This is a genomic window from Mesorhizobium sp. P2_C5_2 (assembly GCF_056404535.1).
In genome coordinates, this window is sequence record NZ_JBFUDV010000002.1 from 115150 (window position 1) to 138974 (window position 23825).

Consider the following 23825-nt stretch of genomic DNA (forward strand, 5'->3'; position numbering starts at 1 on the left):
CTCAGGAGTTAGGCAGTAGGCAGTAGGCAGTAGGCAGTAGGCAGTAGGCAGTAGGCAGTAGGCAGTAGGCAGTAGGCAGTAGGCAGTAGGCAGTAGGCAGTAGGCAGTAGGAGATGATCAGTGATGAGCGGTCGGGCGCAAGGGTCTTTCCCCCTATTGCCTACTGCCCAACTCCTACTGCCTCACAAATCATTGCTCTGCGGCAGGATCACCAGATCGCGAATGGTGACGTTCCGCGGCCGTGTCAGCATGAACATCACGGCTTCGGCGACCTCGACCGGCTGAATCAGGCCCCCCTTGGCCAGTTCATCATCGAGCTTGTCCTTCGGCCAGTCGCTGATCAGCGCTGTCACCACGGGTCCCGGCTGCACCGCGCCGACGCGCAGGCCGTATGGGGCGACCTGCCGGCGCACCGTGTGGACGAAGGCCTGCACGGCATGCTTGGAGGCGGTGTAGATCGGCTCCCAGACCACCGGCACCAGCCCGGCGATCGAGCTTGTGACGATGATGTCACCGGTCTTGCGTTCGACCATATGCGGCAGCACGGCGTGTATGGAGCGGAACACCGCGTTGATGTTGAGATTCAGCACGCGGTCCCATGTATCGGGATCGCCGTCGAGCACCGGGCCGCCGACATAGGCGCCGGCATTGGCGTGGAAGATGTCGAGCTGGCCGGCTTTTTCGAGGATCTGCGGCATCATCGTCGCGACGCTGGATGGCTTCATCAGATCGATCACCAGCGGGATGGCATTGGGGCCGAGTTCGGCGCAGACGCTCTTCAATGCGTCTTCGGCGCGGTCGACGAGCACGACGCGCACACCGGCGGCAATCAAGGCCCGGGCGCATTCCAGCCCGATGCCCGAGGCGGCGCCGGTGATCGCCGCGACTTTTCCACTCAAATCCTGAGCCATTTTATCCTCGAATTATGATTGCGTTCAGGCGCGGCCGTGGGAAACCCGCGAGCGGCGTGCCAGGGAGTCGACGATGACCGCGATCGCCAGCACGGCGCCTGTGATCATGTAGCGAAGCGACGACGACAGATCGAGCAAGGTCAGCCCGCTGGCGATCGACTGGATGACGATGATGCCGAGCAGCGCGGAGTATGCGCTGCCGCGGCCGCCGAACAGGCTGGTGCCGCCGATGACCGCCGCGGCTATGGCGTTGAGGTTGACGTCGCCGGTGCCGGCCTGCTGGCTGGCAGAGGCCAGCCGCGCCGCCGACAGCACGCCGCCGAGAGCGGCGAACATCGAACACATGACGAAGGCGCTGAGATAGATGGAACGAACCTTGATGCCGGCACGGCGCGCCGCTTCGCGGTTGCCGCCGACGGCCGTCATCGAGCGGCCCCATTGGGTGCGGGTCAGCGCGTAGTTCATCGCCACCACCAGCCCGACGAACAGGCCGAACATCCACGGTATGCCGCGCGCCTGATTGAGATAGCCGACGATCAGCTCGAGCAGGATGGTCAGGGCGGCGACGCGCACGATCAGGCCACCGACCGACGGCGCCGACAGGTTCACGGCGCGGCGGCGGCTGACGGTGCGCAGGCCGGTGATCAGCATGACGATGCCGGGAACTGCGGCCAGCGCATAGGAGAGCCAGTCGGGCATGACCAACAGCTGGCCGAAATTCACCAGGTTCGAGCCATAGGGCAGATTGATCGAGCCGGTGGATCCCAGGATGTAGAGTTGCAGGCCGAGCACGGCGAGCAGGCCGGCCAGCGTCGAGACGAAGCTCGGCATGCCGAGCCGGTTGAACAGCAAGGCATAGAGCGCGCCGATGAAACCGCCGACGGCGAGTGCTGCAAGGATAGCGAGCGCCACCGGCCAGCCCTGGTTGACCCACAGCGTGCCGACCATGGCCGAGGCAAAGCCACTGATCGAGCCGACCGACAGGTCGATCTCGCCGACCATCAGCACGCAGACGATGCCGAGCGCGATGACGCCGACGGTCGAGCAGTCGAACAGGAGATTGACGAGGTTGCTCGATGAGACGAACACCGGATTGAGAGCAGTGAACACGCTCCAGATGATGACCAGGCCGACGATCACCGGCAGCGAGCCGAGGTCGCCGGAGCGGACGCGGTCGAAGAAAGCGCTGATCGCGCCACCGACCCCGGCCTGGTGCTTGACGCGCACATCGCTGCGGTCGAGCGCCGTCGACGCGGAGGTGTCCTGCTTGGGCTCTGCGCTCATGGCCGCTGCTCCTGTGATTGCGCCTGTGCTGCCTTGCGCCGTTCGGCGCGGCGCGACACCGCATTGTTGGCGGCGCCGGTGATGGCGCTGACCAGTTCCTGGTTCGAGGCGTCAGGTTCGAAGACGCCGTTGTTGCGGCCGAGCCTCAGCACGACGATGCGATCGGCAACGGCGCGCACATCTTCCATATTGTGGCTGATCATCAGCACACCGAGACCGCGTTCACGCACCCGGTCGATGAGGTTCAGCACCTCCGCCGTCTGGGCGACGCCAAGGGCAGCGGTCGGCTCGTCGAGCAGAATGACCTTGGGGTCGAGCAGCAACGAGCGGGCGATCGCCACGGTCTGGCGCTGGCCGCCGGACAGCGAGGCGACCGCTTCGCGGACGCTTGGAATACGCGCCGACAATTCGTTGAGCAGCGTCCAGGCGCGGATCTCCATCGCCACCTCGTCCAGCCGCAGCGGGTTGAGCTCCTTGCCGAGAAAGATGTTGGCGACGACGTCTAGGTTTTCGCACAGCGCCAGATCCTGGAAGACGGTGGCGATGCCGAGCGTCAGCGCCGCACTCGGGTCGGGCATGGTCACTTGCTTGCCGCGGAAATTGATGGTGCCCGAACTCGGCTGATGGACGCCGGCCAGGATCTTGACCAGCGTCGACTTGCCGGCGCCATTGTCGCCGACCAGCGCCACCACCTCGCCGGCATAGACATCGAGATCGATATCGGTGAGCGCCGAAACGGCGCCGAAATTCTTCGAAATGCCGCGCAGGCTGAGCACCAGCTCACCTGCCGAAACCGGTCCGTCAGAGATGTCAGACATTGTGGCAAACCTTTCCGGATGACCGGTCAAGAGTGACTGCGGACTTCCGGCCGCCGCAAGGGCGGCCGGAAGGCAGGATCAGGATAGTCCGATCAGTTGGTGATGCCGAGCTTCTTGCAGCCTTCGGCGTAACGGTCGACGCAAAGCTCTTCGGCGGTGTTGATCTTCTTGTCGATGATCTCGGCCTTGAGGTTTTCCTGCGTCACCACCGCCGGCGTGAACAGCTGCGAGGGGGTGTCGTAGAGGGTCATTTCGGCCTTCGGCGTCTCGCCCGACAGAAGCTGGACAGCGACGTTGGCGGCAGCCGCGGCCACGATCTCGCTGGGTTTGGAGATGGTGTTGTACTGGTCGCCGGCGATGATCAGCTGCAGTGCGGCGATGGTCGCGTCATTGCCGGTGACCGGCGGCACCGGATCGACACCAGCGGCCTTGAAGGCGGCGATGGCACCGCCGCCAGTGCCGTCATTGGCCGCAACGACGCCGACGATCTGCGTGGAGAAGCGGGTGATCTGGCCGCTTGCCCATTGCTGCGCCTTCGGCGGCGCCCATTCCGGCGTGTCGTATTCGGCCAGGATCTTGTAGCCGCTGTTGTCGAGGCTGGAATGAATGCCCTTCTTGATCAGGCCGGCGGCCGCGTCGGTCGGCGAGCCGTTGATCTGCAGCAGGCCGCCGCTGGCCGGGTCGACCTTCAGCGCCTTGAGATGTTCGACCAGCGAGTCGGCAATGGCCTTGCCGATGCCTTCATTGTTGAACGAGACGTAGAAGTCGGCCGGTGCCGTCGGGATCGGGCGATCATAGGCGATGACCTTGACGCCCTGGCTCTGCGCCAGCTTGACCAGCGAGGCGGCGGCGGTCGAGTCGACTGGGTCGAGTACGATCGCCTTGGCGCCTTGCGAGATCACCGAGTTGAACTGCTGCTGCTGGCGCGAGGCGTCGGCATCGGCGTTCTGGTAGATCACCTTGCAGCCGGGGCAGAGCTTCTTCATCTCGGCGGCAAAGCCGGGATAGTCGTGCTGCTCGTAGCGCGTCGACGCCTGGTCGGGCATCAGGAAGGCGACCGTGGCATCGGTGACAGGGGCGGCAAAGGCGGAGGTGCCGCTGAGAAGCGAAAGCGTGAGCGCTGCGGCACCGGCTGATTTCCAAGCAAATCTGGTCATTCTGATATCTCCGTTTCAAGGAATGATTTCACGAAGCCCTGCCACCACATGGCGCGCCGGGCCTTGACTGCAAGTCGAACTGTTGCGAGGAATGACGAGGCACTTGATCCGTGCTGCGCATCCTCTTGATATCGCTGGATTTCAGGACAAGCGATCTCCAGCACGGGGCGCCTCCAACGCACCCCGCGTCCTTTCTTCCCAAAATGTCTAAAGCTCCTCCCGGTCCTCCCTGTTAGGCGGCAATCTCCGCACTGATGTTTTCCGCCAGCAAGGCCCTGAAGCGCGAAGGCGACATGCCTTTCTGCGTCAGGAACTGGCGGTTAAAATTCGAGATGTTGTTGTAGCCGGCGGCGTAGCAGATCTCGGTGATCGGCATGTCGGCCTCGCTCATCAGCAACTGGCAGGCAAGGTTGATGCGCAGCCGGTTGACATACTGCACCAGCGCCATGCCGGTGTGGCGGCGGAAGCTGCGCGAAAACGCGCTCGGGCTGCGTCCGGCAATTGCCGCCAGGTCGCTTTCGCTGAACGGCTCGGTCAGATTGGCGTTGATATAGGCGAGCGCCTTGTTAACGCCGGCCGACATAAAGCCCGAGGGATCCGGCAGATAGCTGGCGCTGGTCAGCGTCCGCACATCGGCGGCACGGCTCAGAATGTCGATGAGCTCCATGAACAGCGCGATGCGGCGCACGCCCTGCGCCTCGACAAGTTCGGCCAGCACCGGTGCGGCAAGCCCAGCGGTGGCCGTGGAGAACAGCGCGCCGCGGCGGCTGAGCTCGAGAATGTTTTCACAACCGGCAAGTTCTGGCAGCGCCGTGGTGGCGTCGGCGATGAACTCTTGCGAGAATTGAACGACGCGGCCACGCAGCGGCACACTGGTGCCGGCCGGCACGTCGCTGACCCAGTTGTGCGGCAGGTTCGGACCGGTGAGCACGAGATTGCCGGGCTCGAACTCGCCGATGAAGTCGCCGACGAAATAATGGCCTGTGGTCGCCACGACATGATGGATTTCGTATTCGGGATGGAAGTGCCAGCGCACGGTGTGAAAGGGATAGCCGTGGGCCCAGGCCTTGAACGACTCTCCACGTCTGATCTGGACGACTTCCAAGTCCGGATTCATGTCAGTTCCTCCCGGCGCCGGTCCGGTCTTGCGACCAGTTGCAGTGCCCTCTCCCGCAGGCCGCGTTTGCCGCTCTCTGCAGTGATCAAAGCTTAGGCGGCAATCCTTGCCGCCGCCACCACGGTGTGTCCACCTCACTGATACTTTTTTGACATTTTTGCGGTCGAGGCGGCGCAATTGCGAACAGGGCGGCGTCTCCTGCGGCGCACCTGTGCCCCGGCAAGTGGTCCTCTACTCCGGCATTCCAAGGCTTCTCAGCGCGTTTTCGTGTCGGTCGAGAATTTCAACTCTAAAGGGCATCGAGTCGCGAACCGCCCGCAAGGTGAGCTCCGGATATTCGCGGTGACAACGCGCCATATGCTGCTGGGCCTCGTCCAGACGTCCCGCTTCGACAAGGGCCGGGATCAGGGTACGCAGAATCCACAAGGCATTCGGATGCTCCGCCAGGACACGCAGATAAAGGTCCGCCGCCTGACCAGGCCGCCTGGCGCTGAAATGCACGACAGCCAGACCCAAATGACAGGTATAAACCATGGGATCGAACGGCCCCAGCCGTAACGACCGCTCGAAGCATTCGACCGCCCGCTCGACCTCGTCTCTGTAGGCTGCAACCCAGCCGCTCCTGTTCCAGGCGAAGGCCGAATTGGGATCGATCGAACACGCCTTTTCAAGCAGCGCGCCTGCGGTGACGAAATTGCTCGACACGGTGTGGGCAGCACCGAGCACGGCCAGGGAAAATGGATCGTCACCGTTGAGTTCGGCAGATCGCTCCGCCAGCGCCAGCGCATGGCGCCGGTCGACCTCCGGCGAGGTCGACCAATTGTAGACGCTGCGCTGTGCATGGCACCAGGACAGCAGCGACAGGGCCAGCGGATAGTCGGGATCGCCCTGCAAAGCCTTCTCCAGCGTCTCGATGGCGATTGCGTTGTCCTGGCGGGCGAGCGCCCAGACATGCGGCAGGCTGCGCATCACCAGATCGTAGGTTTGCAGGTCGCCCGGCCGCTTGCGGCGCACGCGCTCGATTTCTGCCATCTGGATCGACGGCAGAATGGCGCCTGCGACACCCGCCGTCACGTTGTCCTGCAGCGCAAACGCTTCCGCGATGTCACCCTTGAAGCCTTCCGCCCAGATCAGGCTGCCGGTCTCTGCCTCGACCAGCCTGGCCGAGATGCGGAGCTGATCGAGTTGCCGGCGCACGCTTCCTTCCAGCACATAGCGCACGCCGAGCTCGCGGCCGATGCGCGGTAGGTCGAGCGTCTGGCCGCGGTAGGCAAAGGCCGCGTTGCGCGACATGACGAACAGTCCGCGAATGCGCGCCAGCGCCGCCGTGATCTCCTCCACCGTGCCATCAGCGAGGTAGGACTGCTCCGGGTCCGACGACAGGTTCTCGAACGGAAGCACAACGATCGACGGCTTGTCGGGGAGCTGAGGCGATGGACGCGCATCGACAGCTGGCGGTCCCTCCAGTACTTCGCCGGGTAACATGTAGCCACGGCGCGGCATGGTGCGGATCAGCGTCTGCGCTTTGTCGCCCAGCGCGCGCCGGATGTCGCTGATGCATTGGGTGAGCGAATCTTCGGTGACGATCACGTCGCTCCACACCGCACGCAGAAGCTCGTCCTTCGACACCATCCGGCCGGCGTTGCGGATAAGAAAAATCAACAGATCGAGCGATTTCGGCCGCAGCGCGATCTCGCCAGAACCGTCGCGCAACACGCCGGCGCGCGTGTCGAGGCTGAAGCCTGCGAAGCGGTAGATCGGCTGTGGCTCAGCGTTCATTGCGACTGTCTGCTCCCCGCAATTTTCAGGACTACGTCAGCATTCTTTCAGGCCGCTTTCCGGACACGCGTTTCGAAGAGGCGCAATCTCGCACTCAACGATGAAGGTGGCAAGAAACCGAAGATCAGGAGGCAACCATGTCCAGCACGGAGACAAACGCCATGACGACGACCGATCATTTCCTCGGTGCCGAAGCCGGCTACGCGCGGCGCCCTTCCTTCTCCCTGTTTTTCCGGCTCTACGCGGCGGCGAAATGTACGCTGCTGTGGTTGCCGCGCTTCTGGAAGGCGCGTAGCCAGCTCGCATTTCTGGCCGCCATGAGCGAATGCGAGCGTCGCGATATCGGCCTCACCGGCTGCGATATCGAGAACGCCTTCGCCCTGCCCGTCGACCGCGACCCGATAGAGGTCCTGGCGCAGGTAGTGGCAGATCGCCGCCTTCGCCGCGAACGGTGAGGCATCGGCTCACCGTCAGGCGCCCCAGACGACCGCTTGCTCGTGGCGCTTGATCAGGTGTTTCAAATTGTCGAAGCTCTGGCGGATGTGCTTGCCAAAAGCATCGACGGCCGGCGCGCGCGGCGTGTCGGCGCGCCTGAGCAGGCCGAGCGCGCGTTCGGGATGCGGAATGGCCACCGGCAGGGCCGTGATCGACTTGTCCTTGCGAAAGGCAAAGACCACGCTGTGCGGCAACACCGTCAGCGCGTCGGTCTCCTTCATGTAGTTGATGGCGCTGGTCAGCGAACCGCCGGAATAGCGGATCTTGATCTCAGTGGCGCCAAGCGACAGAAGCAGGCTGCGCAGATCCTCCAGCAACGGGCTGCCGGGCGGCGGCGCGATCCAGGGATAGTCGAGCAGATCGCTGGTCCTCAGCTTACGCCGCAGCAGCAGAGGATGCGTGGCGCGGCAGGCGACGACATTGCGGCCCGGCAGTATCTCGCGGAACTCCATGCCCGACCCCTCCTCGAGAATGTCGATCGGGCAGACGGCAAGGTCGATGCGGTCGGCATTGATGGCGGCGCGCAGGTCGGAGAGATAGCCATAGCTCTGGTCGACGCGGACATCCGGATAGGCATTCTGGAAGTCGGCGATCATGCCGGAGATGAGCGCATCCATGAAGAACGGCGTGCCGCCGACCCGCACCACGCCGGAGCGGCCCTGGCTGAAATTGGCGACGATGTCGGAAGCCTTGCGCGAGGCCGCGAGCATGACCTGGCCATGATCGGCCAGCGCGCGGCCAAGCGGCGTCGGCTGCAATGGGCGACGGCCTTTCAGGAACAGCGGCTCGCCGAGGCGTTTTTCCAGCATCGACAAAGTGCGCGAAACGGCCGGCTGCGACAGGCCGACAAGGGCCGCGCCCTCGGTAACGCCTCCGGCCTGCACCACGGCGGCAAGCTGGATCAAATGCCTTTCATCGAGCTTCATAACGATATGGTATATTAAATCGGGGAGAAATCATCATCTTTGTCTTTGGCCTGCGTTAGTGTCCCCTCGTGAGATGAAACGGGGAGGAGCATGTCGCAGTCCGGCATACCGTCGTTCAACGAGACCAACTCCGCGGAGATGGTCGCCCAGCGCCTGTCGAAGGCGAAGGCCGGGCCGTTGCCGCGTTTTCTCGCGACCGTGGTCGATCACCTCCACCAGATCGTCCGGGAAACCCGACCGACCGCGGCGGACTGGCGCCAGACGATCGCCTTCCTCACCGAGATCGGCCATGCCAGCGACGACAAGCGCCAGGAATGGGTTTTGCTCTCCGACCTGCTCGGCGTCACCGCGCTGGTCGAGGAGATCAACTCGCGGCGGCCGAACGGCGCGACACCCAACACCGGACGCGGGCCGTTCTATCGCGCCGACGCGCCAAGGCTGGCGCTCGGCGCCGACATTTCGCTCGACGGCGCCGGCGCGCCGCTCACCGTAACGGGACGAGTGACTGATCTCGACGCGCTGCCGATCGCCGGCGCGACGGTCGAAACGTGGCAAGCCAACACGCAAGGCTTCTACGAGAACCAGCAGCCAGATCTGCAGCCGGAATTCAACCTGCGCGGTGTCTTCACCACCGACCAGGACGGCCGCTTCCACTATCGCACTGTGAAGCCCGCCGGCTACGGCGTGCCGGACGACGGACCAGTCGGACAGATGCTCAGGCAGTTGAACTATCCGCTCAGCCGGCCGGCGCACATTCACTTCCTGATCCGCGCCGAAAACTTCGAGACCCTGACGACGCAAGTGTTCGAGCGCGGCGATCCACGCCTCGACGAGGACGCGCTGTTCGGCGTCAAGCCGGAACTGGTCGGCGATTTCAAGTGCACCGCCAGCAAAGGTGGCGAGAGCTGGTCACTCGATTTCAACTTCGTTCTGGCGATGGCGCGCAAAGGGAGCCGGGCGGCATGACAAGGACGTTCACCTATTCCGGCAGTCCGGCGCATATCGTCTTCGGCAATGGTGCATCGGCCGAAATCGGCACCTGGACCGAAAAGCTCGGCTGCAAGCGCGCGCTGGTGCTGTCGACACCCCACCAGGCAGCCGATGGCGAGGCGCTGGCGAAGCGGCTTGGATCGCTGGCGGCCGGCACCTTTTCCGGCGCGGCCATGCATACGCCGGTCGAGGTGACCGAGGCGGCGATGGCCAAGGCCAAAGACGTCGGCGCCGACTGCGTCGTCGCGCTTGGCGGCGGCTCGACCACGGGGCTCGGAAAGGCGATCGCGTATCGCACCGACCTGCCGCAAATCGTCATCCCGACGACGTATGCCGGTTCGGAAGTGACGCCCATCCTCGGCCAGACCGAGCACGGCGAAAAGACCACGGTGCGTGATGCAAAGATCCTGCCGGAAGTGGTGATCTACGATCCGGAACTGACCATCGGCCTGCCGGTGGCGATGTCCGTCACCTCTGGCCTCAACGCCATGGCGCATGCGGCGGAAGCACTTTACGCGCAAGATCGCAATCCGATTTCCACGTTGATGGCGACCGAAGGGCTGCGTGCGCTGAAGGCGGCTCTCCCCGTTTTGGTGAAGGACCCCAGGAATCTCGACGCCCGCGGTGATGCGCTTTACGGCGCCTGGCTGTGCGGCACGGTGCTCGGCACGGTCGGCATGGCGCTGCACCACAAGATCTGCCACACGCTCGGCGGCTCCTTCGACATGCCGCATGCCGAGACGCATGCGGTGATGCTTCCGCACACGATCGGCTTCAACGCCGTCGCCGTGCCCGACCTGCTCAAGCCCGTAGCCGATATTTTTAGCGGCAGCGCTGGCGGCGGTCTCCATGATTTCGCGAAGTCCGTTAGCGCGCCGCTGACACTGAAAGAGCTCGGTCTCAAACAGAGCGATCTCGACCGCGCCGCCGAGATCGCGACCAAGAACCCATACTGGAATCCGCGGCCTTTCGATCGCGCCGCAATCCGCGCCCTGTTGCAGGACGCGTGGGAGGGAAGACGTCCGCAGAACTGACGCAACAAGGGAGGAACAAAAATGATTACCAGACGCGAATTCATCCGCAACACCGCCGCGACCGGCGTGCTCGCCGGTACATCGGGCCTCGCCATGCCGGCGATCGCTCAGAACGCGCCGATCAAGCTCGGCTATGTCAGCCCGCAATCCGGCCCGCTGGCAGCCTTCGCCGAGGCCGACAAATTCATCATCGACGGCTTCCTCGCCGCCACCAAGGCCGCCGGCCTCAACTATGAGGTCGTCGTCAAGGACAGCCAGTCCAACCCGAACCGCGCGGCCGAAGTCGCCAAGGAATTGATCGTCAACGACAAGGTCAATCTGATGCTTGTCGCCTCGACGCCGGAGACCACCAACCCGGTCGCCACCACCTGCGAGGCCGAAGAGGTACCGTGCCTGTCGACGGTGGCGCCATGGCAGCCCTGGTTCATCGGCCAGCAAGGCAATCCCGGCGATCCCGCTTCGTGGAAACCGTTCAACTACGCCTATCATTTCTTCTGGGGGCTGGAAGACGTCATTGCCGTCTTCACCAACATGTGGGCGCAAGTCGAGACCAACAAAAAGGTCGGCGGCCTGTTCCCCAATGACGGCGACGGCAATGCCTGGGGCGACGGCACGGTCGGCTTCCCGCCAGTGCTGGCCAAGGGCGGCTACGGTCTGACCGACACCGGCCGCTACCAGAACCTGACCGATGATTTCTCGGCGCAGATCAACGCCTTCAAGGGCGCATCCTGCGAAATCATCACCGGTGTGATGATCCCACCCGATTTCACCACTTTCTGGAACCAGGCCAAGCAGCAAGGTTTCACGCCAAAAGTGGCATCGATCGGCAAGGCAATCCTGTTCCCGCAATCGGTCGAGGCGCTCGGCAAGTCCGGCCACAATCTGTCGTCCGAAGTCTGGTGGACGCCGAACCATCCGTTCAAATCGTCGCTGACCGGCGAAAGCTCGGCACAAGTCGCCGAAGGCTTCACCAAGACCACCGGCCGACAATGGACGCAGCCGATCGGCTTTGTCCATGCGCTGTTCGAGATCGCGGTGGATGTCATGAAGCGGGCGGGCGAGCCTGACGACGGCGACAAGGTGGCGGCGGCAATCGCCGCGACCAAGCTCGACACGCTGGTGGGGCCGATCGCCTGGGACGGCGCCAATTTGCCGCCCTTCGCCGCCAAGAACATCGCCAAGACGCCGCTGGTCGGCGGTCAGTGGCGGCTGAAGGACGGCGGCGGCTACGATCTCGTCATCACCGACAACAAGACCGCGCCGAACATCCCGACCGGCGGCAAGATGGAAGCGATTGCCTAGGCCATGCCTATCCTCGCGCTCGCCAACGTCTCGAAACGCTTCGGCGCACTCACGGTCGCCGACGCGGTTTCGTTCGAGCTTGGCGAGGGCGAGGCGTTGGGCATCATCGGGCCGAACGGCGCCGGCAAGTCGACGCTGTTCAACCTGATCACCGGCAACATCGCGGCCGATGCCGGCACCATCATTTTCGATGGCCGCGACGTGACAAGACTGCCACCGATGCAGCGCTGCTTTGCCGGCGTCGGCCGCTCGTTCCAGATTCCGCAGCCTTTCGAGAAACTGACCGTGTTCGAGAACCTCTTGGTCGCTGGCGCCTTTGGCGCGCGCAAGACCGAAGCCGAGGTTAGCGAGCGTTGTGCCGAGATCCTGGTCGAGACGGGGCTGATCGACCGTGCCAACCATCTGGCCGGTGGTTTGAGCCTTTTGCAGCGCAAGCGGCTGGAACTTGCCCGCGCATTGGCGACCGAACCAAGGCTGCTGCTGCTGGACGAGATCGCCGGCGGCTTGACCGAGGGCGAATGCGGCATGCTGGTCGACACCATCCGCGCCATCCACAAAGGCGGCATGTCGATCATCTGGATCGAGCACGTGCTGCATGCGCTGAACTCGGTGGTCGAGCGGCTGCTGGTTCTGAACTTCGGCAAGATCATCGGCATGGGCGCGCCGGATGCCGTCATGGCGTCGCGCGAGGTCCGCGAGATCTATCTCGGGATCGAAGTCTGATGGTGCTGCTCGAGACCAAAAACCTCACCGCGCGCTATGGCGATTTCCAGGCGCTGTTCGGCGTCGACATCGGGCTCGATCAGGGCGAGACCATCGCGATCATCGGCGCTAATGGCGCCGGCAAGACGACGCTGATGCGCTCGATATCAGGCATATTGACGAACCAGCCGGACGCTGTGCTTTTCGACGGTGAGAAGATCGGTGCCCTGCCCGCGCCCGACATCGTTGCGCGCGGCATCGCCATGGTGCCGGAGGGGCGCAAACTGTTTCCCTCGCTCAGCGTCGAGGAGAACCTTCTCATCGGCCGCTACGGCCGCGCAGTCCAGGGATATTGGCGCCTCGACACCGTCTACGATCTCTTCCCGATCCTGAAAGAGCGGCGCCACAATCCTGGCACGGCGCTATCCGGCGGCCAGCAGCAGATGGTCGCGATCGGGCGGGCGCTGATGTCGAACCCGCGCGTGCTTCTGTGCGACGAGATCAGCCTCGGCCTGGCGCCGGTGGTGATCAAGGATATCTACGCCGCCTTCCCGCGCATCCGCGAAGCCGGCGCCTCGATCGTCGTGGTCGAGCAGGACATCGGCCAGGCGCTGAAGGTCGCGGACCGCGTCTACTGCATGATGGAGGGGCGGATCACGCTCTCCGGTGCGCCGTCCAATCTGACGCGTGAAAAAATCCACGCTGCCTATTTCGGGGTGGCCTGACATGGCGTGGCTCGACACCATCATCCAGGGCATTCTGCTCGGCGGCCTCTACGCGCTCTTCGCGGCGGGCTTGAGCCTTGTCTTCGGCATCATGCGGCTGGTCAACCTGGCGCATGGCGACCTCATCGTGCTCGCCGCCTTCCTGATCCTGATGCTGGTCTCGGCCCTTGGACTCAACCCGTTTGTCGCGGCGCTGGGGGCGATGCCGCTGATGTTCGCTATCGGCTGGGCACTGCAGTTCTTCCTGCTCAACCGAACGCTTGGCACCGACATCCTGCCGCCGCTGCTCGTCACTTTCGGCCTGTCGATCGTCATCCAGAATGGCCTGCTCGAAGGTTTTTCCGCCGACAGCCGGCGCATCTCCATTGGTGGATTGGAATCGGCCTCGGTTGCGCTGGGGCCGATCAATGTCGGCGTGATGCCGCTGTTGACGCTGGCCTCGGCCATTGCGGTGATCGTCGGCCTCAACCAGCTGTTCTACCGCACATCGCTCGGCCGTGCCTTTCGCGCCACTTCGGATGACCCCATCACCGCCGGGCTGATGGGCATCCAGCCGAAGCGGATCTTTGCCACCGCCACCGGCATCGCCATGGTCGTGGTGACGATCGCTGCCCTCTATCTCGGCACGCGCGCCAATTTCGATCCGACCATCGGACCGGCGCGGCTGATCTACGCCTTCGAGGCGGTCATCATCGGCGGCCTCGGTTCGCTGTGGGGGACGCTCGCCGGCGGCATCGTCATCGGCATCGCCCAGACCTTTGGCGCCGCGATCAATCCGGAATGGCAGATTCTTGCGGGACATCTTGCTTTCCTCGTCGTGCTGCTGGTCCGGCCGCGCGGGCTCTTCCCGCGAGCGGTGGATTAGGAGGCGGGCGATGATTGTGCTCTACGGCGCCCCCCTCTGGCCTGCCGGCCATCTCCCCCACAAGGGGGGAGATCAGCTGCCGCCTGCCTCGGCCCCTCTTCTATTGCGCCGGCGATTGGCGAAAGCGGCAGTGACGGCCAATCTCCCCCCTCGTGGGGGAGATGTCCGGCAGGACAGAGGGGGGCGCGAAGGAATGCGAGCGTGCGCATGACCGACGTCTCAACAACACCCTGGAAAGTCGAGACGCGGACAAAAGCGTCGGCAACCTTTGCCATCGTCGCTGCCCTCATCACCCTGCTCGCCTTCGCCGCGCCGCTCTTCGCCTCGCGCAGCGTGTTGCAGGATTTGTTCTTCATCCTGACCATGCTGGTGCTGGCGCAGAACTGGACTCTGCTGGCCGGCTATGCCGGGCTGGTCTCGGTGGGCCAGCAAGCCTTTGTTGGCTTCGGCGCCTACGCCATGTTCGCGCTGGTCATCCTCGCCGGGCTCGACCCGCTGATCGCTATCCTGCTCGCCGGCATCGCCAGCGCTCTGCTCGCCATCCCCACCGCCTTCTTCCTGTTTCGCCTGCAAGGCGCCTATTTTGCCATCGGCAGCTGGGTCATCGCCGAAGTGGTGCGGCTGGCGCTGGCGCAGTGGAAGATGCTGGGCGGCGGCACCGGCACCTCGTTGCCGCGCGAAGCGACACGCGACATGCCGGCGCTGAAGTTCGTCGGCGAATTGTTCGGCGTCAAATCCTCCGGCGCCGGCGACATCCTGACCTACTGGCTGGCGCTGCTGCTTGCCGTCGCCACCATCGGCCTCGTCTACCGCCTGCTGCGTTCAAAGCAGGGGCTGGGCCTCGCCGCCGTGCGCGACAACCAGGAAGCCGCGCGCTCGGTCGGCGTCGACGCGCGGCGCATGAAGACACTGGTCTACCTCGCTGCCGCCTTTGGCACCGGGCTTGCCGGCGCATTGATTTATGTACAGAAGGCTCGCATTTCACCCGACGCCGCCTTCTCGGTCGTCGACTGGACGGCCTACGTCATCTTCATCGTCGTCATCGGCGGCATCGGCACCATCGAGGGACCGATCGTCGGCGTCATCGTCTTCTACATCCTGCAAAACCTGCTCGCCGATTACGGCTCCTGGTACCTGCTGATCCTCGGATTGATCGGCATCGTCATCATGCTGTTTGCGCCGCGCGGCCTGTGGGGCCTGTTCGCCGAGCGCACCGGCATCCAGCTTTTTCCGGTTCGCCGCCGTTTGACCGGCGGACCTGTACCGTCAAGCAAAAAGGGAGGGCCGCATGGCTGACATCACTACCGACGTGCTGACCATCGGCACCGGGCCGGCCGGCTCGGCAACCGCGGCGCTGCTTTCGACCTACGGCGTCGAGAATATGGTCATCAACCGCTATCGCTGGCTGGCCGCGACGCCGCGCGCGCACATCACCAACCAACGCACCATGGAGGTGCTGCGCGACCTCGGCAAGGACGTGGAAGGCGAAGCCTACATGCACGCCACCGAACAGGATTTGATGGGCGAGAACGTGTTCTGTACCTCGCTGGCCGGCGAAGAGATCGGCCGCATGCGCAGCTGGGGCAAGCATCCGCTTTCCCGCGCCGAGCACCTCTTGTCCTCGCCCGCGCACATGAACGATTTGCCGCAGACCTTCATGGAGCCGCTGCTGTTCAAGACCGCGTGTTCGCGCGGCACGCAGTCGCGCATGTCGATGGAGTATCTCTCGCATGTGCAGGACGCCGACGGCGTCACCACCACCTGCCGCGACCGGCTGACCGGTAAGGACGTCACCATCCGCTCGAAATATCTGGTCGGCGCCGATGGCGGCAATTCGCTGGTCGCCGAACATGCCGGCCTGCCCTTCGAAGGCAAGATGGGCGTCGGCGGCTCGATGAACATCCTGTTCAAGGCCGACCTGTCGAAATACGTCGCCCATCGCCCGTCAGTGCTCTACTGGGTGGTGCAGCCGGGCGCCGATGTCGGCGGCATCGGCATGGGCCTGGTGCGCATGATCCGGCCGTGGAACGAGTGGCTGATCGTCTGGGGTTACGACATCAACCAGCCGGCGCCGAAGGTCGACGACGCCTTCGCCAAGAAGGTGGCGCGCGACCTGGTCGGCGATCCCGACCTCGAAATCGAGGTCCAGTCGGTGTCGACCTGGACCGTCAACAACATGTACGCCACGCAGACCTCCAAGGGCCGTGTGTTTTGCATGGGCGATGCGGTCCATCGCCATCCGCCATCGAATGGGTTGGGTTCCAACACCTCGATCCAGGATGGCTTCAACCTTGCCTGGAAACTTGCCCATGTCATCAAGGGCAAGGCCGGCCCAAAACTGCTCGACAGCTATTCGCAGGAGCGCGCGCCGGTGGCCAAGCAGATCGTCACCCGCGCCAACAAATCGATCGAGGAATTCGGCCCGATCTTCAAGGCGCTCGGCCTGCTCGATTCCATCGACCCGGTGAAGATGCAGTCGAACATGGATGCGCGCTGCGACAACACGCCGGCGGCGGAGGCGCAACGGACAAAGATCCGCGAGACCATCGCCGCCAAAGTCTATGAATTCGACGCCCACGGCGTCGAGATGAACCAGCGCTATATCTCGAACGCCATCGTAAGCGACGGCCAGAAGGAGCCGGCCTTCGAGAAGGATGCCGAGCTGCACCACCAACCGACCTCATGGCCGGGTGCGCGGGTGCCGCATGTCTGGGTGCATTCGGACGACCCGGCCCATCGGGGCGACAAGGCCTCGACGCTCGACCTGACCGGCCACGGCCAGTTCACCGTGCTGACCGGCATTGGCGGCCAGGGCTGGCTCGATGCCGCCAAGACGGTCGGCAAAGAGCTGGGCATCGACATTGCGTGCCATCTCATCGGCCCACGCCAGCCCTGGCAGGACTTTTCCGGCGACTGGGCGCGCGCCCGCGAGATCCGCGACAGCGGCGTTCTGCTGGTTCGTCCGGACCAGCATGTCGGCTGGCGTAAGGACGCGATCAGCGGCGACCCGACAGCGGATTTGCGCAAAGCCCTGACGACAATCCTGGACAGGTGAGAGATATGGAAGCGCACGAAAAAGGCTTCTTCACGGAAGCGAATTCCGTCGAGGTCGTCACCGGCCGCAACAAGAACGCCAAGGACGCACGGCTGAAGACAGTGATGGAGGTCATCACGCGCAAACTGCATGAGGCGGTGAAGGAAATCGAGCCGACGCAGGACGAGTGGTTCGAGGCCATCATGTTCCTGACGAAGACCGGTCAGCTCTCCACCGAATGGCGCCAGGAGTTTATTCTCCTGTCGGACGTGCTGGGGGTCTCGATGCTGGTCGACGCCATCAACAATCGCAAACCATCAGGCGCGTCGGAATCGACGGTGCTCGGGCCGTTCCACATCGCCGACGCCCCGGAACTGCCGATGGGCGCCAACATCTGCCTCGACCAGAAGGGCGAGGACATGTTCATCCATGGCCGCATCCTCGACACCGAAGGCAGACCGATAGCTGACGCCGTGCTCGATGTCTGGCAGGCCAATGACGAAGGTTTCTATGACGTCCAGCAGAAGGGCATCCAGCCCGATTTCAATCTGCGCGGCGTCTTCCGCACCGGCGCCGACGGCCACTACTGGTTCCGCGCGGTGAAGCCGAAATTCTACCCAATCCCGGCTGACGGTACGGTCGGCAAATTGCTCGATGCACTGGGACGTCACCCCTACCGCCCGGCGCATCTGCACTACATCCTCAAGGCCGACGGTTTCGAGACGCTGACCACCCACATCTTCGATCCCGACGATCCCTACATCAATTCGGACGCGGTGTTTGGCGTGAAGGAGAGCCTGCTCGCCGAGTTCAAGCGCGTCGACGATCCGACGCGCGCCAAGGACCTCGAATTCGCCGGCCCCTTCTGGGAGGTCGAGCACGATTTCGTGCTGGCGAGAGGCTAACTCCAGCCGTTGATCTCGAGCCGGGACCGTGCGCCGAGCCCCAACCCCTTCGTGCATCGCCGACAGACATGAGCGGCCCCGCCAGATCGGCGTGGGCCGCTCACGCTTTTGTGCGCGCGAAAAAGTTCGCCGCTCAAAAAATCCATTGACACCGACCGTATTTTCGACGCAAACGTTATATTGTTACTGTAATACAATTACACCGCCGCCTCTCCGGCGACTTACCCTTCAGACTGCAAGGAGACCACGGATGCGTTCCCTGCCCTTTCTCGCCGCGCTGCTGGTTGCGGTGCCACTGCTGACCGGCACGGCCGCCCACGCCGAAGACAAGCTCACCATCGTGGCGGCTGAGAATTTCTATGGTGACCTCGCCCGCCAGATCGGCGGCAGCAATGTCACCGTCACCAGCATCCTGGCCAATCCCGACGACGATCCGCATCTGTTCGAGACCAGCCCGTCGACGGCGCGCACCATCGCCGACGCCAAGATCATCATCTACAACGGCGCCGACTACGATCCGTGGATGGACAAGCTTTTGTCGGCCTCGACCGGCAAGGATCGCACGACCATCATTGCCGCCGACCTGATCGGCAAGAAGTCGGGCGACAATCCACATCTGTGGTACGACCCGGCGACGCTGCCAGCCATCGCCAAGACACTAACCGCCGATTTGTCGAAGCGCGATCCGGCCAACGCCGCGCACTACGAGGCGAACCTGAAGGCATTCCAGACGTCGCTCGAGGCCATTGACAAGGAAATCGCCGACGTCAAGAAGGCCTATGCCGGCACCGAAGTGACCGCCACCGAGCCTGTCTTCGGCTACATGGCGGAAGCGCTCGGCCTCAAGATGCTGAACTATGATTTCCAGGTGGCCTTGATGAACGACGCCGAGCCGAGCGCCACCCAGGTGGCGGCATTCGAAAACAGCTTGAAGGACGGCTCGGCCAAGATCCTGTTCTACAATTCGCAGGTGACCGACGAGGCAACGACCAGGTTGCTCGACATCGCCAGGCAAAACAAGGTCACTGTCATCGGCGTCACCGAGACGGAACCGGCGGGACAGACGATCCAGACCTGGTTCGGCGGCCAGATCGACGCGGTCCAGAAGGCGCTCGCCGCCCGCACACAATGAACGTGACTGCCAGTGAAACTGATTGCCAACGAACGTGACTGAATGAACGCAATTGAATTCGACAAGGTCACACTGACCTATGGGGGACGCCGGGTTTTATCCGACGTCTCCTTTTCGATTTCGCAAGGCGCCTTTGTCGGCCTGCTCGGTGCCAATGGCGCCGGCAAGACGACGATGCTGCGCGCCATACTCGGCCTGATCAAGCCGGCAGGCGGCGCCATCTCGGTGCTCGGCAAACCGCCGACGCGCGGCAATGCTGACATCGGCTACATGCCGCAGGCGCGGCGCGCCCTCAACGATGTCGGCATTAGCGGCCTCGACTTCGTGCTGAGTGCCGCCGGCGGGCATCGCTGGGGCTGGCCGGTTGCTTCTGCCGCCGAGAAGGAAACCGCCTGGAAGGCGCTCGAAGCGATCGGCGCCACCGACCTCGCGCGCCGGCCGCTGGCCGAGCTTTCCGGCGGCGAGCGCCAGCGCATCCTGATTGCGCAGTCGCTGATCGGCGATCCGCAATTGCTTCTGCTCGACGAACCACTGATCAGCCTCGACGCAGCACACCAGCGCGCGATCATCGATCTGGTGCACGAGATCGGCGAGCGGCTGGGCATCGCGGTGCTGTTCTGCTCGCACGAGATCAACCCACTGCTGCGCGCCGTCGACCGCGTGCTCTATCTCGGCAACGGCAACGCGGCGATCGGCTCCGTCGACGAGGTCATCAGCGGCCCGGTGCTGTCGAAACTTTACGGCACCCACATCAACGTGGTGCGGGTCGCCGGCCGCATCTTCGTCATGGCCGACGATGTCGAACTGGAGAGCGGGGCGCATGTCCACGATCTTTGACTACGAATTCATGCGCAACGCCTTCTATGCCTGCACCATTGTCGGCATCGTTTCCGGCGCGGTCGGCTATTTCCTCGTGCTCAGGGGCCAGACCTTCGCCGGCCACGCTCTCGCCCATGTCGGCTTCCCCGGCGCCACCGGTGCCGGTCTGATCGGGCTGTCGCCGTTCTTCGGCCTGACCGTGTTCACCATCGTCGCCGGCATCGGCATCGGCCTGCTCGGCGAGCGTGCGCATCGCGACGTCGCCATCGGCATCGTTTTGACATTGTCGCTCGGCCTTGGCTTGCTGTTCCTGCATTTTTACACCGCCTTCGCCTCGCAGGCGACCAACGTGCTGTTCGGCAACGTGCTGGGAATCAGCCTGCGCACCGTCATCGTTCTGGCGGTGCTGGCGGTGGCGATCCTCGCGGCTCTGGTGCTCATCGCGCGGCCGCTGCTGTTTGCCAGCCTGCAGCCGGAACTTGCCGAAGCGCGTGGCGTGCCGATCAACCTCGTCTCGACCCTCTTCATGGTGCTGGTCGCCGTCGCCACATCCGAAGCGGTGCAGATCGTTGGCGTGCTGCTGGTCTTCGCACTGATGGTGGCGCCCGCCGCCACCGCGCTCAGGCTGACCAGCGGCGTCGCCGCCGGCGTGCTGACCTCGATCGCGCTTGCCGTCGTCATTGCCTGGATCAGCCTGTCGCTCGCCTTCCTGACCGACTGGCCGACAAGCTTCTGGATCACGGCGCTGGGCGCTGCGGCCTATGTCGTCAGCGGCATGGCTCGGCGCTCCGCCGCGGCGCCAAGGGCGAGATTGGCGGATGGCAATCCCTGATTGCAATGCCGGATGGCGGGCCGGCCAGACCGGATGGCAAAGCCCAAAACGGACGTTGGGGAATTACACCCAAAAAAAGTCAGGTTGAAAACCCGCCTCCTGAAACGTTTCAGCCGGGAAAGGCAAATCGATTCAAGCGCCTAGATCGCGACCGGTATGGCGCCGGCGGCTCCGCTCCGAAGCCGCGAGAAAGCCCGGAAAACCGCTATTTACAACGATTTTTATGACGGCGAACAGCGCATCGGTGGCGCGTCGGAAAGCCTCTTGCATTTGCAAAAACCGGCGCTCCGGTGCCCTTTGGGCGGCGTTGACAGACCGCGGGGTTGCATGCGTATACCAAGTCATAGGTCACGCCATGGTCGTGGCGGTTGAGACGGGGCTGGGGGGTTTCGTTACAACAGCATTGACGGCCCGGCGCCGGACGGGCGGCATGCACTCAGCAGAGTGCGCCGCTCGCTCTTGGCTTACAATCAGCAAGGTCGCCCGGCAGCGGTGCGGCGATCCTGGCAGGCGACCTCATCGACGAGGCACCGCAGACGCCATCGTCTCAGCTCTTCGATCCGCATCGGTTCGAAGCGAACGGGTGACGCCCCCTTTAACCGATATTCGTTTCGCTGCGTCCTCCTCTTCCCGACGGAATGAGGGGGACGCCGGCGACTGCGCAAGGCGGCGGGAGATCGGCCACATCGATTCAGTTCGCGACTCCAGCCCGGCAATGATGTAGAAGATGAAGCTGAGCGGAGGCGCTGCGCCTCCAGATCGGCTTTGTGCCTTGTTCCATCCCATCGCGAATATCGAGGATGCGCAGACGCTTGCGCAGGCGATCGTCAATACGATTGTCGAGCCATTCCTCGTGCTCGACGAAAAGTTTCATGTGCTGGCGGCCAGCCGCTCCTTCTATCAGACCTTCAAGGTCGACCCGGAGGAAACGCACGGCGCCCTGCTCTATGCGCTCGGCAACGGCCAGTGGGATATCCCCGCATTGCGCCTGCTGCTGGAGACGATCATCCCCGAGAAGACCGCCATGGACGGCTTCGAGGTCGAGTATGATTTCCCCAATATCGGCCAGCGCACCATGCTGCTCAACGCGCGAAAAGTCCTCTACGACCACAGTTCGGCCGTCACCATCCTGCTCGCCTTCAACGACATAACGGCGCGTCGCGTCATCGAGCGTGAGAAGGAAGAGCTTCTTGGCCGCACCGAGGATCTGCTGCGGCAGAAGGACGTGCTGCTGCGCGAGATGGAGCACCGGGTTGCCAACAGCCTGCAGATCATCGCCAGCATCCTGCTCCTGAAAGCGCGCTCGGTCACCTCCGAGGAAACCCGCCAGCACCTGAAGGACGCCCATCAGCGCGTGCTGTCGGTCGCCGAAGTGCAGCGCCATCTCCACACCTCGGCCGGCATCGACGAGATCGACGTCGGCTCCTATTTGCCGAAACTGTGCAGCAGTCTCGCCTCGTCGATGGTCGGCGATGCCCAGCCGATCTCCGTCAAGGTCACCGCGCAGGGTGGCAGGATCGATTCACAGAAGGCGGTGAGCCTCGGACTGATCGTCACCGAGCTTGTTCTCAACGCAATCAAATATGCCTTCCCCCGGGAGAAGGCCGCAGCGCTGATCCACGTCTCCTACGAGACCAATGGCAGCGACTGGAAACTGACGGTCTCGGACAATGGCACCGGCAAGCCGGCCAGCGCCGGGCCGACTACCGGCCTGGGAACGGCCATCGTCGAAGCGCTGGTCAAACAGCTTGAGGCCCGGGTGGATGTCATCAGTGACTCCAACGGCACCACCGTGTCGGTAACCAGGGCGACGTTCATGTCGCGGATACCGCGCGCGGCTTAGCGTGATCCATCTCATGGCGGGGAGCCCAGGCTCAGCCAAGCTGTCGGATCGGATTGCGCCACGACGGTGCGATCGAATGGAACAAAAACCGCACTGATATGTTGATAGATACATCGAGCGTCCCAAAGCGCTTGGTCGTTAAAGAACCCGCCTCCTGGCCCCCTCCGGACGCGGGTTTTTTGCGCCTTCCACCTAGGAATTCCTGTCTTGTCCGAAAATGGAACGACGCAACGCTCGGCCCGGTCTCACAGTCCTCGGTGATGAACTGGTCTCGGCCTCAAGGCGCACGTTTGGCGCCGAGAACTAACCGCGCGGTCGAGGTTTTGGCTTGTCCGACGTATCCGATGGATTTGCTAACAGTCTGGCGGAACGCTGATCGTTGAGCTGATCCTTAAGCTGATCCTTAAGCTGATCCTTAAATCGCACCGCCTTCTTTTTCGTCTCAGCCGCAACAGCTGCAGCCGTCAGCTTCGGCTTTGCTGCAATCGCATAGTCGGCTCTATTCGTTCGGTAATCTGTGTGAATGGCCATTTGTTTTTGATACTCCCTGATGGACATAAACGCGGTGGAGCGCCAAGACGTTCCAACTGCTGCGATGGCCTCGCCGGCGACTGGTGCCCCATCATCCTCTCGAGCAGTGGCCTAGCGATACGCCTGCCGCCCCGACATCGTCTCGATCCTGATCTGGTAGAACAGATGGCTGCCCGAACCGGCCTGCTCGCCGGGTTTCAACGCTCCCGGCTCCCACCAATTGGCGTGCTTCTGCAGCAGCGACCAAGCGAATTCCCGGTCATGATTGGACGCAGGTGTCTGCTGATCCCTGGCGGGAATCGTGCTGTCGAGTGCGGGCGCCTTGGGCAGATCCTCAAACAGGCCGTCGACGACGACGCTCTTCCAGCCATGGACGCTGCCGACATCGTCGACCTGCAGGCAGACATGCGGGTTCTCTCGCATCCATTCGACCTTCTTGCCCGGCAGCGAGAAGCTGAAGATGAAATTGTCGCCGAAGGCAAAGTGGATCGGCACCACGTAAGGCCTGTTGTCCCGGACGCAGGCCAGGCGGCCGAGCCTGGCCGACTTCAGCATGGCGGTGCATTCCTGCTGCGTCATCTCCTTGATGTCCATTGTTCTTCCCGTCGATAGTTGTGTGCATTG

24 protein-coding genes are annotated in these 23825 nt (G+C 63.5%); 14 read left to right on the top strand and 10 right to left on the bottom strand.

Annotated features, from left to right (window positions below):
- Window positions 1–182: 182 nt before the first annotated feature.
- The 7 genes from AC1D1B_RS07385 to AC1D1B_RS07415 form a co-directional block, all read right to left on the bottom strand.
- Entirely contained in the window at window positions 183–911 is a 729-nt protein-coding gene (locus AC1D1B_RS07385) for an SDR family oxidoreductase (protein WP_477330741.1), read from the bottom strand.
- A gap of 24 nt (window positions 912–935) precedes the next feature.
- Window positions 936–2195: a sugar ABC transporter permease gene (locus AC1D1B_RS07390; protein WP_454577348.1), complete on the bottom strand. Its 1260-nt coding sequence runs from the start codon at window positions 2193–2195 to the stop codon at window positions 936–938.
- Window positions 2192–3013, bottom strand: coding sequence for an ATP-binding cassette domain-containing protein (locus AC1D1B_RS07395; protein WP_477330744.1), 822 nt, complete (start codon window positions 3011–3013; stop codon window positions 2192–2194). The genes AC1D1B_RS07390 and AC1D1B_RS07395 overlap by 4 nt, the downstream gene beginning before the upstream one ends.
- A gap of 92 nt (window positions 3014–3105) precedes the next feature.
- Window positions 3106–4170 carry an ABC transporter substrate-binding protein gene (locus AC1D1B_RS07400; protein ID WP_477330745.1) on the bottom strand — a complete coding sequence of 355 codons (1065 nt, stop codon included), beginning with the start codon at window positions 4168–4170 and terminating at the stop codon, window positions 3106–3108.
- A complete protein-coding gene (locus tag AC1D1B_RS07405; RefSeq protein ID WP_477330747.1) occupies window positions 4167–4334 on the bottom strand; it encodes a hypothetical protein in 168 nt (55 codons plus the stop codon). Before AC1D1B_RS07405 ends, AC1D1B_RS07400 begins: the two co-directional genes overlap by 4 nt.
- A 68-nt stretch (window positions 4335–4402) precedes the next feature.
- A complete protein-coding gene (locus AC1D1B_RS07410; protein ID WP_477330749.1) occupies window positions 4403–5287 on the bottom strand; it encodes an AraC family transcriptional regulator in 885 nt (294 codons plus the stop codon).
- 231 nt (window positions 5288–5518) lie between these two features.
- Window positions 5519–7066 (bottom strand): winged helix-turn-helix domain-containing tetratricopeptide repeat protein, encoded by a 1548-nt coding sequence (locus tag AC1D1B_RS07415; protein ID WP_477330751.1) that lies wholly within the window; start codon window positions 7064–7066, stop codon window positions 5519–5521.
- A gap of 161 nt (window positions 7067–7227) precedes the next feature.
- Here AC1D1B_RS07415 and AC1D1B_RS07420 point away from each other — a divergent pair, with 161 nt between their 5' ends.
- Entirely contained in the window at window positions 7228–7521 is a 294-nt protein-coding gene (locus AC1D1B_RS07420; RefSeq protein WP_477330753.1) for a hypothetical protein, read from the top strand.
- 15 nt (window positions 7522–7536) lie between these two features.
- On the opposite strand, the gene AC1D1B_RS07425 is transcribed toward AC1D1B_RS07420, so the two are convergent.
- Window positions 7537–8487, bottom strand: a complete 951-nt coding sequence (locus AC1D1B_RS07425) for a LysR family transcriptional regulator (protein WP_477330755.1) — start codon at window positions 8485–8487, stop codon at window positions 7537–7539.
- A gap of 90 nt (window positions 8488–8577) precedes the next feature.
- Between AC1D1B_RS07425 and AC1D1B_RS07430 the strand changes: the two genes are divergently transcribed.
- From AC1D1B_RS07430 to AC1D1B_RS07490, 13 genes are all read left to right on the top strand, one after another.
- Complete coding sequence (locus AC1D1B_RS07430; protein ID WP_477330757.1) at window positions 8578–9453, top strand: dioxygenase family protein; 876 nt, start codon at window positions 8578–8580, stop codon at window positions 9451–9453.
- The gene (locus AC1D1B_RS07435) at window positions 9450–10511 is read left to right on the top strand and encodes a maleylacetate reductase (RefSeq protein ID WP_477330758.1); all 1062 of its coding nucleotides are present in this window, start codon (window positions 9450–9452) and stop codon (window positions 10509–10511) included. Before AC1D1B_RS07430 ends, AC1D1B_RS07435 begins: the two co-directional genes overlap by 4 nt.
- A gap of 21 nt (window positions 10512–10532) precedes the next feature.
- The gene (locus tag AC1D1B_RS07440; RefSeq protein ID WP_477330760.1) at window positions 10533–11813 is read left to right on the top strand and encodes an ABC transporter substrate-binding protein; all 1281 of its coding nucleotides are present in this window, start codon (window positions 10533–10535) and stop codon (window positions 11811–11813) included.
- A 3-nt stretch (window positions 11814–11816) separates the two neighbouring features.
- Window positions 11817–12536, top strand: coding sequence for an ABC transporter ATP-binding protein (locus AC1D1B_RS07445; protein ID WP_477330762.1), 720 nt, complete (start codon window positions 11817–11819; stop codon window positions 12534–12536).
- Window positions 12536–13240: an ABC transporter ATP-binding protein gene (locus AC1D1B_RS07450; RefSeq protein ID WP_477330764.1), complete on the top strand. Its 705-nt coding sequence runs from the start codon at window positions 12536–12538 to the stop codon at window positions 13238–13240. The genes AC1D1B_RS07445 and AC1D1B_RS07450 overlap by 1 nt, the downstream gene beginning before the upstream one ends.
- Before the next feature lies 1 nt (window position 13241).
- Window positions 13242–14105, top strand: a complete 864-nt coding sequence (locus tag AC1D1B_RS07455) for a branched-chain amino acid ABC transporter permease (protein ID WP_477330766.1) — start codon at window positions 13242–13244, stop codon at window positions 14103–14105.
- Between the two features lie 207 nt (window positions 14106–14312).
- Window positions 14313–15401, top strand: coding sequence for a branched-chain amino acid ABC transporter permease (locus AC1D1B_RS07460; protein WP_477330768.1), 1089 nt, complete (start codon window positions 14313–14315; stop codon window positions 15399–15401).
- The gene (locus AC1D1B_RS07465; protein ID WP_477330770.1) at window positions 15394–17160 is read left to right on the top strand and encodes an FAD-dependent oxidoreductase; all 1767 of its coding nucleotides are present in this window, start codon (window positions 15394–15396) and stop codon (window positions 17158–17160) included. Before AC1D1B_RS07460 ends, AC1D1B_RS07465 begins: the two co-directional genes overlap by 8 nt.
- Before the next feature lie 5 nt (window positions 17161–17165).
- Entirely contained in the window at window positions 17166–18044 is an 879-nt protein-coding gene (locus AC1D1B_RS07470) for an intradiol ring-cleavage dioxygenase (protein ID WP_477330772.1), read from the top strand.
- A 250-nt stretch (window positions 18045–18294) separates the two neighbouring features.
- Entirely contained in the window at window positions 18295–19176 is an 882-nt protein-coding gene (locus tag AC1D1B_RS07475) for a metal ABC transporter solute-binding protein, Zn/Mn family (protein WP_477330774.1), read from the top strand.
- Between the two features lie 42 nt (window positions 19177–19218).
- Window positions 19219–20013: a metal ABC transporter ATP-binding protein gene (locus AC1D1B_RS07480; protein ID WP_477330776.1), complete on the top strand. Its 795-nt coding sequence runs from the start codon at window positions 19219–19221 to the stop codon at window positions 20011–20013.
- A complete protein-coding gene (locus AC1D1B_RS07485; RefSeq protein WP_181060355.1) occupies window positions 19997–20827 on the top strand; it encodes a metal ABC transporter permease in 831 nt (276 codons plus the stop codon). Before AC1D1B_RS07480 ends, AC1D1B_RS07485 begins: the two co-directional genes overlap by 17 nt.
- A 772-nt stretch (window positions 20828–21599) precedes the next feature.
- Complete coding sequence (locus AC1D1B_RS07490; RefSeq protein WP_477330778.1) at window positions 21600–22670, top strand: sensor histidine kinase; 1071 nt, start codon at window positions 21600–21602, stop codon at window positions 22668–22670.
- Window positions 22671–22973: 303 nt separating this feature from the next.
- On the opposite strand, the gene AC1D1B_RS07495 is transcribed toward AC1D1B_RS07490, so the two are convergent.
- On the bottom strand, window positions 22974–23201 hold the full coding sequence (locus AC1D1B_RS07495; RefSeq protein ID WP_477330780.1) for a hypothetical protein: 228 nt from the start codon (window positions 23199–23201) through the stop codon (window positions 22974–22976).
- 111 nt (window positions 23202–23312) lie between these two features.
- Window positions 23313–23795, bottom strand: coding sequence for a pyridoxamine 5'-phosphate oxidase family protein (locus AC1D1B_RS07500; RefSeq protein ID WP_477330782.1), 483 nt, complete (start codon window positions 23793–23795; stop codon window positions 23313–23315).
- Window positions 23796–23825: the final 30 nt, after the last annotated feature.

What these genes read in the sequence shown, in the direction of transcription:
- AC1D1B_RS07395 (WP_477330744.1), bottom strand. Translation starts at nt 3,013, where the DNA reads ATGTCTGACATCTCTGACGGACCGGTTTCGGCAGGTGAGCTGGTGCTC.
- AC1D1B_RS07415 (WP_477330751.1), bottom strand. Translation starts at nt 7,066, where the DNA reads ATGAACGCTGAGCCACAGCCGATCTACCGCTTCGCAGGCTTCAGCCTC.
- AC1D1B_RS07445 (WP_477330762.1), top strand. Translation starts at nt 11,817, where the DNA reads ATGCCTATCCTCGCGCTCGCCAACGTCTCGAAACGCTTCGGCGCACTC.
- AC1D1B_RS07485 (WP_181060355.1), top strand. Translation starts at nt 19,997, where the DNA reads ATGTCCACGATCTTTGACTACGAATTCATGCGCAACGCCTTCTATGCC.
- AC1D1B_RS07425 (WP_477330755.1), bottom strand. Translation starts at nt 8,487, where the DNA reads ATGAAGCTCGATGAAAGGCATTTGATCCAGCTTGCCGCCGTGGTGCAG.
- AC1D1B_RS07450 (WP_477330764.1), top strand. Translation starts at nt 12,536, where the DNA reads ATGGTGCTGCTCGAGACCAAAAACCTCACCGCGCGCTATGGCGATTTC.
- AC1D1B_RS07420 (WP_477330753.1), top strand. Translation starts at nt 7,228, where the DNA reads ATGACGACGACCGATCATTTCCTCGGTGCCGAAGCCGGCTACGCGCGG.
- AC1D1B_RS07480 (WP_477330776.1), top strand. Translation starts at nt 19,219, where the DNA reads ATGAACGCAATTGAATTCGACAAGGTCACACTGACCTATGGGGGACGC.
- AC1D1B_RS07430 (WP_477330757.1), top strand. Translation starts at nt 8,578, where the DNA reads ATGTCGCAGTCCGGCATACCGTCGTTCAACGAGACCAACTCCGCGGAG.
- AC1D1B_RS07385 (WP_477330741.1), bottom strand. Translation starts at nt 911, where the DNA reads ATGGCTCAGGATTTGAGTGGAAAAGTCGCGGCGATCACCGGCGCCGCC.
- AC1D1B_RS07495 (WP_477330780.1), bottom strand. Translation starts at nt 23,201, where the DNA reads ATGGCCATTCACACAGATTACCGAACGAATAGAGCCGACTATGCGATT.
- AC1D1B_RS07500 (WP_477330782.1), bottom strand. Translation starts at nt 23,795, where the DNA reads ATGGACATCAAGGAGATGACGCAGCAGGAATGCACCGCCATGCTGAAG.
- AC1D1B_RS07455 (WP_477330766.1), top strand. Translation starts at nt 13,242, where the DNA reads ATGGCGTGGCTCGACACCATCATCCAGGGCATTCTGCTCGGCGGCCTC.
- AC1D1B_RS07475 (WP_477330774.1), top strand. Translation starts at nt 18,295, where the DNA reads ATGCGTTCCCTGCCCTTTCTCGCCGCGCTGCTGGTTGCGGTGCCACTG.
- AC1D1B_RS07390 (WP_454577348.1), bottom strand. Translation starts at nt 2,195, where the DNA reads ATGAGCGCAGAGCCCAAGCAGGACACCTCCGCGTCGACGGCGCTCGAC.
- AC1D1B_RS07440 (WP_477330760.1), top strand. Translation starts at nt 10,533, where the DNA reads ATGATTACCAGACGCGAATTCATCCGCAACACCGCCGCGACCGGCGTG.
- AC1D1B_RS07410 (WP_477330749.1), bottom strand. Translation starts at nt 5,287, where the DNA reads ATGAATCCGGACTTGGAAGTCGTCCAGATCAGACGTGGAGAGTCGTTC.
- AC1D1B_RS07400 (WP_477330745.1), bottom strand. Translation starts at nt 4,170, where the DNA reads ATGACCAGATTTGCTTGGAAATCAGCCGGTGCCGCAGCGCTCACGCTT.
- AC1D1B_RS07465 (WP_477330770.1), top strand. Translation starts at nt 15,394, where the DNA reads ATGGCTGACATCACTACCGACGTGCTGACCATCGGCACCGGGCCGGCC.
- AC1D1B_RS07460 (WP_477330768.1), top strand. Translation starts at nt 14,313, where the DNA reads ATGACCGACGTCTCAACAACACCCTGGAAAGTCGAGACGCGGACAAAA.
- AC1D1B_RS07435 (WP_477330758.1), top strand. Translation starts at nt 9,450, where the DNA reads ATGACAAGGACGTTCACCTATTCCGGCAGTCCGGCGCATATCGTCTTC.
- AC1D1B_RS07470 (WP_477330772.1), top strand. Translation starts at nt 17,166, where the DNA reads ATGGAAGCGCACGAAAAAGGCTTCTTCACGGAAGCGAATTCCGTCGAG.